A 12,292-nucleotide genomic window follows, 5' to 3' on the forward strand; every position below is an offset into this window, starting at 1 on the left:
ATATGAAAGTCATTTTCTTACAAGATGTAAAAGGTAAAGGAAAAAAAGGTGACGTTAAAGAAGTACCGAATGGTTACGCACAAAATTTCCTATTAAAAAATAATTTGGCAAAAGAAGCAAATAAAAGTAGTATTAGCCAATTAGCTGGACAAAAAAAGGCACAAGAAAAACAAGAAGCTGAAATTTTAGAAGAAGCAAAAGAACTAAAAGGATTTTTAGAAAAAGAAGAAACGGTTGTCGAACTGAAAGCCAAAGCTGGTGAAGATGGACGTTTATTCGGTTCAATCCCTTCAAAACAAATTGCTGAAGGATTGAACAAGCAATACAAAGTAAAACTAGATAAACGAAAAATCGAATTGAATAATCCAATCCGTACGTTAGGTTACACGAACGTACCAGTCAAATTGCATCATGAAGTGACTGCAACGATCAAAGTGCATGTGGTAGCAGAATAGCTACCTCACCAATCATTTCTGTTAGCAGTCTCTTGAGGTTTTGTAATAGGACTTGTTGAGAAATGATCGCAGAGACTGAGAGTTCTCTTCAAAAAGAAATCAGCCGGATTTTGATGAATCATGTCAAAATCCGGCTGATTTTTTTCATTTAATGGTAAAGATATTTGATAGGATGGTATGGAAAGCATACTTTCTTTTCAATTGATTTTAGCTACTTTATTCTTACAAGATTATGTGCTTTTTAATACCCTAGATCAAAAAAGTGGGACATTAACCAGATTTTTTTGTTCATGTCCTAGACTCTTTAAGCTTAGATTATTTTTTCTTGCGATATTTCAAAAATAGTAATATCATCACAAGGATTGTTGAATAAATTAATAAGGTTCCCAGTCTCATATACTACACTGCGTTTGTGACGTTAAACTGCAAATCGGAAATTCTGCTGTTAAAGTCATCCGCACTCCTCCATTTGATCTATTTTTACTAATCATTGTTTTTACATCACTTTGACCTTGATCGCAACGTTTGGCTAATACTGCAGCACCAATAATTGTCCCAACTACAGCTCCAATCACACCACCAATTACAGCACCATAACCCGCACCATTTACTGCTAAACCAACAGAACAAAAACCTAAATAGTCTCTTAAATTAGCTAATCCTGTCTTACTAGTGGCATAATCGTTGATACCACCATTAACAAATTTTTCTGACCACCCGGTAGTATCGTAAAGTCCTCGTGCGAACGTATTGTCACCATAAGCATAGTGGACTTCAGCGCCATCATATTTTAAGATAAGAGACTGGATCAAAGCTTTTGTTTCTGCTGAGTCTGGCTGATTCAGTAACTGTTGTTTGATCTCTGGACGATTCACTTCTTGCACAAAAGTTTTGTATAATTCATTGGATTCGACAATCTTGACTTGATCTAGTTAAAAATGGTTTTCAGCTGGTACACTAGCGGTTTTCTCAGCTGCATCAACGATTTGTGTTACTCCTGGTACTACGGATCCAAATAAAGACAGACAAGACAATAAAATAGCAACGAGTTTCATTTTTTTCGTAACACATTTCCTCCTAAAATTTTTTGCGCGGGATAGAAAACGATTTCTTTGATGGATTCTAGCACAATCAATAGTATATAGTATTAAATAATCATAAGCGATCTATTTTTTGTCAAAAATGAAAAAACAGGAAAAAAGTTTCCTTTTTTTTTTCGATTATGACAACACCTATTGAACATATAGCTAGTTTGGTACTAGCATAAAGGATCACTTGACTGATATACTTTTTATAGTTGTTTCATTTTATCAAGGGATCTTCGTTCTCAAAGTTTTTGCTAGTTTAAGATTTTGATGAATCTACATATGTATTTTTTGTACTTATTCTTGGTATTGACTGTCTCTTTTATTGATTTCGAAAGATAAGCAACCATTACACTCACTTTTTTAAAGTGACTTTTTTACGATTTTCTTGTAAAATAAAGCAATTGAAGACAAGGAGCGATATGTATGAATGAAGTGTGGCAGGATCGAATTCCACCGCAAAATATTGAAGCTGAACAAGCGGTTTTAGGATCGGTTTTTTTAGATGCTGAAACGATCATTGATGCCATGGAGTACATAGAACCGAAAGACTTTTATCGTCGGGGACATCAAATCATTTTTGAAACAATGATCGAATTAAATGACCGTAATGAAGCAATAGATGTAGTGACTGTAAAAGATCGGTTGGAGCAAGCGAACTTATTAGAAGATGCTGGTGGGTTAAGCTACCTTTCAGATTTAGCGTTAGCAGTACCTACTGCAGCAAATATCGTCTACTATGCGAAAATCGTTGAAGAAAAATCATTGCTTCGCACACTGATCCAAACAGCTACTGGGATCGTGACAAAAGGGTTTGAACAAGGGGAAGAAGTCCAATCGATTCTGGATGATGCCGAGCGCAGTATTTTAGAAGTATCCGAAAAAAGAAACCGCAGTGGCTTTCTATCTATTGCAGAAGTCTTGAACTCAACCATTGAAAATATTGACCAGCTGGCCCAAAATAATGAAGAAATCACAGGATTACCGACTGGATACAAAGGACTTGATAAAATGACAGCAGGTTTTCAACCTGAGGAATTGATCATCCTAGCAGCTCGGCCTGCGGTAGGGAAAACAGCTTTCGCATTAAATATAGCTCAAAATGTCGGGACAAAAACCGATCGTTCAGTTGCTATTTTTAGTTTGGAAATGGGGGCTGAGTCACTTGTTAATCGGATGCTTTGTGCGGAAGGGTCGATCGAAGCAAGCCATTTGCGTACCGGTCAACTTTCTGAAGAAGAGTGGTCCAATTTGATCGTTGCAATGGGTAGTTTGTCACGGGCAAATATCTTTATTGATGATACTCCAGGAATAAAAATTTCTGAGATTCGTGCCAAATGCAGAAAATTAGCGCAGGAAAAAGGAAATCTTGGATTGATCTTGATTGACTACTTGCAATTGATTGAAGGAAACGGGAGAGAAAATCGTCAACAAGAAGTATCTGATATTTCACGTCAATTAAAAAAGCTAGCCAAAGAATTAAAAGTACCCGTTATTGCGTTGTCTCAGCTTTCCCGTGGAGTAGAACAACGTCAAGATAAACGTCCTGTATTAAGTGATATCCGTGAATCGGGTTCCATTGAGCAAGATGCTGATATCGTAGCCTTCTTATATCGAGATGATTACTATGAAAGAGAAGGTGGCGAAGACAATGAGGATAACGAACCAAAAAACGACAATGTCATTGAAGTCATCATCGAAAAAAACCGTAGTGGTGCCCGTGGTACAGTAGAATTACTGTTTATCAAAGAATACAACAAATTTTCGTCGTTATCCCCGAGAGAAGAATATTGATTATAAATTGACTATAAAAAAGCACCTCCAAATTATCTCGTTAATTTGGAGGTGCTTTTTTAGCTATCGATCATTCCAACTGTTCTTTATCAAAAGAAAACGCAGCAGAATCACATTTGGGAAATAATAGTATAGTAAATTAGGAAGCAGTCTACCCTAGTAATCATTATTTCTAATAAGCAAAGATGTTTAGATTACGATTCTGTCAGTGGCAACGAGTAATAAACCCTAAAAAACTATCTTATTTGCTTTGTACTAAAGGAACTTTCTTCTCTGAATAGTTTGGTTTACACTAGTTTCTATTTAAAATGTATCATCGTTCGTTTTTCAAGCGTTTTTATAAAATAAATAAAAGAATCATTCGATTTTAGTTGAATAAGTAATGAGTTATTGTTACAATAATTCAGGATTAAATAAAATAAAACGAGGTGTTCAAATGTCATCTGTAGTAGTGGTAGGTACACAATGGGGCGACGAAGGGAAAGGAAAAATTACTGACTTTCTTAGTGAAAATGCTGAAGTGATCGCACGGTACCAAGGTGGCGATAATGCAGGACACACGATCAAATTCAACGGTGTTACTTATAAACTGCATTTGATTCCTTCGGGGATTTTTTATAAAGATAAAATCAGTGTGATCGGGAATGGTGTGGTAGTCAATCCTAAATCATTAGTCAAAGAGTTAGCTTATTTACATGAAAAAGGTGTAACTACTGATAACTTACGTATTTCTGACCGAGCACATGTTATTTTGCCTTATCACATCAAGTTGGATCAATTACAAGAAGATGCAAAAGGTGAAAATAAAATCGGTACAACAATCAAAGGGATCGGACCAGCATACATGGACAAAGCAGCTCGTGTAGGGATCCGCATCGCTGACTTACTAGACAAAGAAATTTTTGAAGAACGCTTACGTTTAAACTTAGAAGATAAAAACCGTCAATTTGTAAAAATGTTTGATTCTGAGCCAATTGATTTTGACTCGATATTTGAAGAATATTATGAATATGGTCAACAAATCAAACAGTATGTTACTGATACATCTGTCATTTTAAATGATGCCCTAGATGCAGGAAAACGAGTATTATTTGAAGGCGCACAAGGGGTTATGCTGGATATCGACCAAGGAACCTATCCATTTGTTACTTCTTCAAACCCAGTCGCAGGTGGCGTAACGATCGGTAGTGGCGTAGGTCCATCTAAAATCAATAAAGTTGTTGGTGTATGTAAAGCTTATACTTCTCGTGTAGGAGATGGTCCATTCCCAACTGAATTGTTTGATGAAACGGGACAACAAATTCGTGAAGTTGGTCGCGAATACGGAACGACTACAGGTCGTCCACGACGTGTGGGATGGTTTGATTCAGTAGTGATGCGTCACTCAAAACGTGTTTCAGGAATTACTAATCTATCCCTTAATTCAATTGATGTCTTAAGTGGACTTGATACAGTAAAAATTTGTACAGCTTATGAGCTCGATGGAGAATTGATTTATCATTATCCAGCAAGTTTGAAAGAATTGAAACGTTGTAAACCTGTTTATGAAGAACTTCCAGGTTGGTCTGAAGATATTACAGCATGCAAAACACTTGCTGAATTACCAGAAAATGCACGTAACTATGTCAGACGTATTTCTGAACTCGTAGGTGTGCGTATTTCAACATTTTCTGTTGGACCTGATAGAACACAAACAAATATCTTAGAAAGCGTCTGGGCACAAATTTAAGCCATTCAGCTAAGTTCGTTGAGACAGGACATTCTTGTTCCTTAAGAATGAACGAAATAGCAGAAGTATAGGTAAGAATGCTCATGCGGTAAAGAAAGAAAACGTCGAAACTGCGAAATTTGTTTTTAACATTTTTGTAGATTTTGGCGTTTTTTTTCAATAAGTAATCAAAGTTGGTTTAGAGGTGAGCGTTGTTCTTCTTTTTAATCATCCATTTAAATTTTACGAAGACAATGGTTTTCCTTTTTACAAACATAGTTAACGTTATTTTCCATGCAAGAGATTTGCTATAATAGGAGTTAAGGGTAAAATGAAAAGTTGAAGGAGTTGAAGGGTGTGTATCAAATCGTAACCGATTCATGTTGTGATCTGCCTTATCAAGTGCTACAAGCAGCCAAGGTTGATTATTTATCAATGAAGATCCAGTTAGATGAAGAAGAATTAGTAGATGATCTGGGAAAAACGTTTAATTATGATCATTATATGGAACAATTAAGAAATGGGGCTACCCCAACGACCTCACAAATCAATGTGGGTCAATACTTAGAATTTTTCCGTCCTTATGTTGAACAAAATATTCCTATCCTTTATGTTGCTTTTTCCAGTGCTTTAAGTGGATCCTATAGTAGTGCGTTACAAGCAGTAGAATTATTAAAAGAAGAATATCCAGATCCACAAGTAAAGGTCTTTGATACAAAAGCCGCAAGCGTTGGGGAAGGGTTATTAGTATTGGAAGCTGTTCGATTGAAAAACGAGGGGAAAACATTAGAAGAGAACTTAGAATGGTTAGAAAACAATTACTTAAAAGTACATTCTTGGGTAACCGTTGATGATCTCAAACACCTTGAACGTGGGGGGCGTATCTCTAAAACTAGTGCTACACTAGGTAGTATTCTAAACGTGAAGCCAATTATCACAGTCGATCAGGAAGGACGTTTGACGAATATCAGCAAAGTACGAGGACGAAATAAATCGATACAAAAAATTGTTGAAGAAACTGTTAAAACCATTGTCGCTCCATTAGAACAAACTGTTTATATTGCTTATGCTGGCGATTTAGAAAGTGCTGAAAAAACAAAACAATTACTTGAAGAGAATATTAAGATGAAAGAAGTTAAGTTATATCCACTTGGCCCTACCATCGCAAGCCATACAGGATATGGATGTATTGCGATATTCTCAATGGGAATCACTCGATAAAAAATTGTAGTCATTGTAGAAGAAATGCCCCAAAAAAGAACCATTCAGAAGAAAAAGAATATTCTTCGAGTGGTTCTTTTTAAGAATATAAAATAACTGATTTATATTAAGTTAAATCTTTTGTCGATAGTAAGTACTTCCTAAATTTGCTATAATAAAGCCAGTAATTCGTGGAGTGTAAAAGATGGTAGCTAATCTCTTGAACAAGGGGTGATGCTTATGGTTAAAAGCTTTGTCCCTAGAAAGGAATAAAGTTGTCAGTATATGAAGCAATACAACTCATGCTCGCATTTGCGACATTTGTGTTGTTGTTAATTGACAAAAAAGACCAAAAAAAATAACCATCTAAACCACTTTTAGCAGAGTTTTTAGATGGTATATATACCCAAAAAATAAAGCTACCGTCTTTTTAACGGCACGAGTTACTGATGAAGGGGTTGTTAGAGCAATCCCTTTTTCACTATCCATTATAGCTTATCAATTGGAAAAAAGTAAAGCTGTTGATTAAAAAAAATGAAGGCACACGAATCAAATACATGACAGGTAAAAAATAACATTATTATTTAAAAATAAAGTTAATGAGGATAGCAAGTTTTCGCTAAGTTTGCTACAATAAAACCAGTAATTCGTGGAGTGTAAAAGATGGTAGCTAATCTCTTAGATAAGGGGTGATGCTTATGGTTAAGAGCTTTGTCCCTGGAAAGGAATAAAGTTGTCAGTATATGAAGCAATACAACTCATGCTCGCATTTGCGACATTTGTGTTGTTGTTAATTGACAAAAAAGACCAAAAAAATAACCATCTAAATCACTTTTAGCAGAGTTTTTAGATGGTTAATTACTTAAACAAAGCTACCGTCTTTTTAACGGCACGAATTACTGATGAAGGGGTTGTTAGAGCAATCCCTTTTTCATTTTCCATTATAGCTTATCAATTGGAAAAAAGTAAAGCGGTTGATTGAAAAAAAGTTTTTAAAACCATTAAGAAAATAGATTAAATAGTTTAAAAAAAAATGAGGCATACGATACACAAATCAACTAACTATCAGCTGAAAAATAACTATTTTATTTTAAGTTAAAGCTAATATTGATAGTAAGTTTTCGCTAAGTTTGCTACAATAAAACCAGTAATTCGTGGAGTGTAAAGGATGGTAGCTAATCTCTTAGATAAGGGGTGATGCTTATGGTTAAGAGCTTTGTCCCTGGAAAGGAATAAAGTTGTCAGTATATGAAGCACTGCAACTCATGCTCGCATTTGCGACATTTGTGCTGTTGCTAATTGACAAAAAAGACCAAAAAAATAACCATCTAAACCACTTTTAGCCAAGTTTTTAGATGGTCAATACTATAAAAAAGCTACCGTCTTTTTAACGGCACGAATTACTGATGAAGGGATTGTTTGCGCAATCCCTTTTTCATTACCAATTATAGCTTATCAGTTAGAAAAAATAAAGCGGTTAATAAAGCAAATAAGAGAAAAAATAATGGTCTCCTTCATACTATAGATTATAGACAGTAAATGGAACTCAGGTACCTCTAGCTAGTTGTGAAAAACAGTGCTTATGATAAAAGAAAGGGACATCTCACCGTCTGATGAGATGTCCCTGATAGGCTATTTTCTTAAGTCTACATGATTGTTGCTTTACTTCCAGAGATCTTCTAATTGTTTTTGGATATCTTTATTTTCTAAAAATTCATCATAGGTTGTATCTGCTCGATCGATAACACCTTTATCAGAAACAGCAATGATACGATTAGCCAATGTTTGGATAAATTGATGGTCATGTGAAGCAAAAAGGATAGAACCAGTAAAGGCCATCAAGCCATCGTTTAGTGCTGTAATCGATTCTAGGTCTAAATGGTTTGTAGGATCATCTAAAACTAGGACATTTGCTTTAGAAAGCATCATTTTAGAAAGCATGCAACGCACTTTTTCACCACCAGAAAGGACATTGACAGGTTTTAATACTTCTTCCCCAGAAAATAGCATGCGTCCTAAAAAGCTTCGTAAGAATGTATTATCGTCTTCTTCTTTACTTGCATACTGACGTAACCAATCTAAGATCGTCAATTCATTGTCAAATTCTTTCGTAGTATCTTTTGGTAGATAAGAATTGCTCGTTGTTACGCCCCATCTTACGGTTCCAGTATCAGGAGTGATTTCACCCATGATTACTTTAAACAAAGTTGTAGTTGTAATATCATTTTCAGCAACGAACGCAACTTTATCTTCTTTGCTTAAATTAAATGATATATCATTTAATATTTTCTTACCGTCGATCGTTACACTCACATTTTCGACCTGTAAGAGATCATTACCAATTTCACGTTCTGGTTTAAATCCAACGAATGGATAACGACGTGAAGAAGGTTGAATATCATCAAGAGTGATTTTTTCTAACATTTTCTTACGAGAAGTTGCCTGTTTAGATTTTGAAGCATTCGCACTAAAACGAGCAATAAATTCTTGTAGTTCTTTGATTTGTTCCTCTTTTTTGGCATTGGCATTTGCTTGTAATTTTGCAGCAAGTTGACTTGATTCTAACCAAAAATCATAGTTACCAACGTATAATTTGATTTTTCCAAAATCTAAATCTGCCATATGGGTACATACTTTATTTAAGAAATGACGGTCATGAGAAACAACGATAACCGTATTTTCAAATTCAATTAAAAATTCTTCTAACCAGTTGATGGATTGGATATCTAATCCATTCGTAGGCTCATCAAGGAGTAACACATCCGGTTTACCAAACAATGTTTGAGCTAAAAGTACTTTGACTTTTTGACCACCAGTAAGTTCACTCATCAATTGATGGTGCAATTCTTCTGGAATATTCAGTCCTTGTAGTAAAACAGCAGCTTCAGGTTCAGCTTCCCAACCATTTAATTCAGCAAACTCACCTTCTAATTCAGCTGCTCGGATACCATCTTCATCAGTGAAATCTTCTTTCATATAGATAGCGTCTTTTTCTTTCATAACTTCGTATAAACGCTTATGTCCCATAATAACTGTTTCTAAAACTGTATATTCTTCATAGTCATAATGGTTTTGTTTCAATACAGCCATTCGCTCATCTGGTCCCATGGAAACAGTCCCTGTAGAAGGTTGTAAGTCTCCTGATAATACTTTAAGGAACGTTGATTTACCTGCACCATTTGCACCTATTAAGCCATAGCAATTTCCTGGAGTAAATTTAATATTAACATCATCAAATAGTTTGCGGTCTGAAAAGTGCAAACTTACATCATTTACAGTAATCAATTTTTTTCCTCACTTTATCTTTATAATATTTAACGAGCCTCCTAGAATTATATAGGGGAAAAGAGAAAGTTTCAAGGTAATCAATTATTCTTTGTGTTTCACGTGGAACATGACGACAAAAACTCATGAAAGAATGGAAAAAATTGTATCTATGAAGCAATGATGAGATTCGAAAGTGGTTAAGAAAGACAAAATGTTTATTATTTAGTAGAAGAATAAGTTGGTAATGAGTTTACAGAAAGTTAAAGGTGGAGCAGCTTTTACTAAAAAATAATAGCAGCAAAAGCTGATCAGAAAAGAAATTACTTTTGCTTTTCATCACCAGCATATGTTTTGACGTTATTTAAAAAGAGCGTTAGTATAATAATAGATTAAAATGAAAGTTGGAATGAAAATGAATGAAAGAAAAACACTAGACTGGGGATCATTAATTTTAGGGATTTTATTTGTCCTTGTTTCATTAATCTCTTTTCAAGATCCTGTTGGTAATTTAGTGGCGATTGTCGTTGTTTTTGCTATTTTTGCCTTTTTAAAAGGAATTTTTGAATTATTTGTACGAAATCGCATGAAAGAATTGACAGGATATAAAGGGAAAATGCCGTTGGTTATTGGTATCATTGATATTTTAGTCGGGATTTTCTTCTTGTTCAATATTGGTGCAGGAGTAGTTGCTTTACCGTTTGTTTTTGCCATTTGGTTTATTGCCGACTCTATCTTAGCTTTATTTACAGCTGATTTAGCGAAAGGTTATAGCACAGGCTACTATTGGTTTACAGTAATCATCAATATTTTGGGTGTGGTATTAGGATGTATACTATTGTTTAATCCTATTTCCTCCGCTTTGACTTTAAGTTTTCTTGTCGGTTTTTATTTTATGCTCTTTGGAATCAACCATATCGTATATGCTTTCAGATAAACAAAGTAAAGTATATAAAGAAGCAATCAGGCTGAATTTTCCTGGTTGCTTCTTTTTTTATAGTTGATATGTCTGAATCTCTCAAAGAGTAGAGGTTCAATTATTTCCTTTTTTCATATAATTCATTCAATACAGGTAAATCATGCACTTCGTATTTTTCTTTGAATTGTTTGATTTCTTCTTCTGTATATTTTCTTGGATCAAGATGAAGATCTTCAACCGGTAAAGGACGTTTGTTATTGATTTTTACATCAATTACTACTGGTCGTTGGGATTTTTTAGCGGCCTCAAATGCAGGTCTTAATTGGTGATACTCAGTAATCGTGAAACCATCAGCTCCCAGTGCTTCACTCGCTTTTCCGAAGTCAGCCTCTTCTAAAAACACACCAAATTTTTTCTGTTCAGTATCTTCTTGTTCTGCTTCAATAAACCCAAACGATGTATTCGATAAAACCACATTAATAATCGGTAGTTGGTATTTCACTTGTGTAATGATATCTTGCATCACCATTGCAAAACCACCATCACCGCTTAAAGTAAAGACTTGTCGATTAGGATAACTTAATTGTGCAGCAATGCCACCTGGAACACCATTCCCCATTGTAGCGAACCAACCAGAGGTCGTGTGTTTTTTTTTGCCGTTCATGTCTAATAATCGAATGGAATGGATCGTCGTATTCCCAACATCTGTTACAAAAATCGCATCTTCTTCAGCGATCCGATTGATTTCTTTATAAACAGCTTCAGGACGAATCGGTTGGTCTTCAAGGTCAGCGAATGAGTTTAACCAGTTTACCCAATTCGCTTTGTTTTCTTGGTTGGCTAGATACCAGCGATCTTCAGGACGTGGTTTGCCCAGCTTTGTTAATCTCGCTAATGTGGTATTGGCATCCCCTAAAATGGTATGGGAGGTAGCATGTCTTCGACCAAATTTTGAAGCATCGATGTCCACTTGGATAAATTCAGCCTCTGGGTTAAAGAACGCACGACCAAAAGGAAAGTCACTACCCATAAATAAAATCAAGTCGGCCTCTGCTAATGCTTCATTTGCAGGTTTTGTGGCCACACGTCCAGCAAAGCCTAGAAAGTTTTTATAGTTATCTGGAATGATGCCTTTCGCTAAAACAGAAGCAACAACTGGCATGGAAAAGTGTTCTGTAAAATCTTTGATTTGTGAAAAGCCATTACGAGTACCTTGTCCAATGTAAAGTACAGGCTTTTTAGCTTTTTCAATAAAAGGAAGAGCAGCAATTACATCTTTTTCATCAGGAAGGACAGTACCTGTTTTATGAGTAGCTGCGTTAGATATTTTCTCTTCTTCAATGTCTGCAAAACCTAAATCAACAGGGATGGTTACAATAGCTACTCCTTTATTTTCATAGGCTGCTTTGATTGCTTCGTCCACTACATGAGGTAAACTTTCAGGTGTCATAACTGTCCGATTATAGACACTAACATCTGCAAAAATTGGATTTTCATTTAATTCTTGGAAAGAGTTATAGTTCATAGCAGTAGTTGCAACTTGTCCAAGCAACGCAACAACTGGAACATGATCCATTTGTGCATCATACAAACCATTGATCAAATGCGTGGCGCCTGGTCCAGCAGAACCAAAAACAGCCCCAACTTTTCCTGTTAGTTTCGCATCGGCTGCTGCGGCTAGCGCTCCTACTTCTTCGTGACGTACTTGGATATATTTTATTTGATCTTTTTCATGATAAAGAGCATCCATGATTGAATTAAACGAACCACCAGGAATCCCATAAATATGCTCGATTCCCCAACTTTCCATTACTTTGACCATTGCGATACCAGCATTGATTGTTGCCATATTCTCCCACTCCTTTAT

11 protein-coding genes are annotated in these 12,292 nt (G+C 35.5%); 8 read left to right on the forward strand and 3 right to left on the reverse strand.

Annotated features, from left to right (window positions below):
- Positions 1–2: 2 nt before the first annotated feature.
- A complete protein-coding gene (gene rplI / locus IGK91_RS00060) occupies positions 3–455 on the forward strand; it encodes a 50S ribosomal protein L9 (protein WP_010720494.1) in 453 nt (150 codons plus the stop codon).
- A 392-nt stretch (positions 456–847) separates the two neighbouring features.
- On the opposite strand, the gene IGK91_RS00065 is transcribed toward rplI, so the two are convergent.
- Positions 848–1,330 carry a glycine zipper family protein gene (locus IGK91_RS00065; protein WP_225613714.1) on the reverse strand — a complete coding sequence of 161 codons (483 nt, stop codon included), beginning with the start codon at positions 1,328–1,330 and terminating at the stop codon, positions 848–850.
- Between the two features lie 636 nt (positions 1,331–1,966).
- Here IGK91_RS00065 and dnaB point away from each other — a divergent pair.
- The 6 genes from dnaB (at position 1,967) to IGK91_RS00095 (ending at position 7,585) form a co-directional block, all read left to right on the forward strand.
- Positions 1,967–3,334, forward strand: coding sequence for a replicative DNA helicase (gene dnaB, locus IGK91_RS00070; RefSeq protein WP_081123091.1), 1,368 nt, complete (start codon positions 1,967–1,969; stop codon positions 3,332–3,334).
- 436 nt (positions 3,335–3,770) lie between these two features.
- Positions 3,771–5,063, forward strand: coding sequence for an adenylosuccinate synthase (locus tag IGK91_RS00075; RefSeq protein ID WP_010720491.1), 1,293 nt, complete (start codon positions 3,771–3,773; stop codon positions 5,061–5,063).
- A 336-nt stretch (positions 5,064–5,399) separates the two neighbouring features.
- Positions 5,400–6,263, forward strand: a complete 864-nt coding sequence (locus IGK91_RS00080) for a DegV family protein (protein ID WP_010736781.1) — start codon at positions 5,400–5,402, stop codon at positions 6,261–6,263.
- Between the two features lie 254 nt (positions 6,264–6,517).
- Complete coding sequence (locus IGK91_RS00085) at positions 6,518–6,604, forward strand: putative holin-like toxin (RefSeq protein ID WP_223603319.1); 87 nt, start codon at positions 6,518–6,520, stop codon at positions 6,602–6,604.
- 371 nt (positions 6,605–6,975) lie between these two features.
- Positions 6,976–7,080, forward strand: coding sequence for a putative holin-like toxin (locus tag IGK91_RS00090; RefSeq protein WP_191984885.1), 105 nt, complete (start codon positions 6,976–6,978; stop codon positions 7,078–7,080).
- 400 nt (positions 7,081–7,480) lie between these two features.
- Positions 7,481–7,585: a putative holin-like toxin gene (locus IGK91_RS00095; RefSeq protein WP_191984884.1), complete on the forward strand. Its 105-nt coding sequence runs from the start codon at positions 7,481–7,483 to the stop codon at positions 7,583–7,585.
- A gap of 319 nt (positions 7,586–7,904) precedes the next feature.
- On the opposite strand, the gene IGK91_RS00100 is transcribed toward IGK91_RS00095, so the two are convergent.
- A complete protein-coding gene (locus tag IGK91_RS00100) occupies positions 7,905–9,527 on the reverse strand; it encodes an ABC-F family ATP-binding cassette domain-containing protein (RefSeq protein ID WP_081115159.1) in 1,623 nt (540 codons plus the stop codon).
- Between the two features lie 394 nt (positions 9,528–9,921).
- Here IGK91_RS00100 and IGK91_RS00105 point away from each other — a divergent pair, with 394 nt between their 5' ends.
- Positions 9,922–10,443: an HdeD family acid-resistance protein gene (locus IGK91_RS00105; RefSeq protein WP_010720488.1), complete on the forward strand. Its 522-nt coding sequence runs from the start codon at positions 9,922–9,924 to the stop codon at positions 10,441–10,443.
- Positions 10,444–10,543: 100 nt separating this feature from the next.
- Here IGK91_RS00105 and spxB read toward each other — a convergent pair whose 3' ends face one another.
- Positions 10,544–12,274 carry a pyruvate oxidase gene (gene spxB, locus IGK91_RS00110; protein WP_081123093.1) on the reverse strand — a complete coding sequence of 577 codons (1,731 nt, stop codon included), beginning with the start codon at positions 12,272–12,274 and terminating at the stop codon, positions 10,544–10,546.
- Positions 12,275–12,292: the final 18 nt, after the last annotated feature.

Source organism: Enterococcus sp. DIV1208 (assembly GCF_050530455.1).
Taxonomy (GTDB): Bacteria; Bacillota; Bacilli; order Lactobacillales; family Enterococcaceae; genus Enterococcus_B; species Enterococcus_B hirae.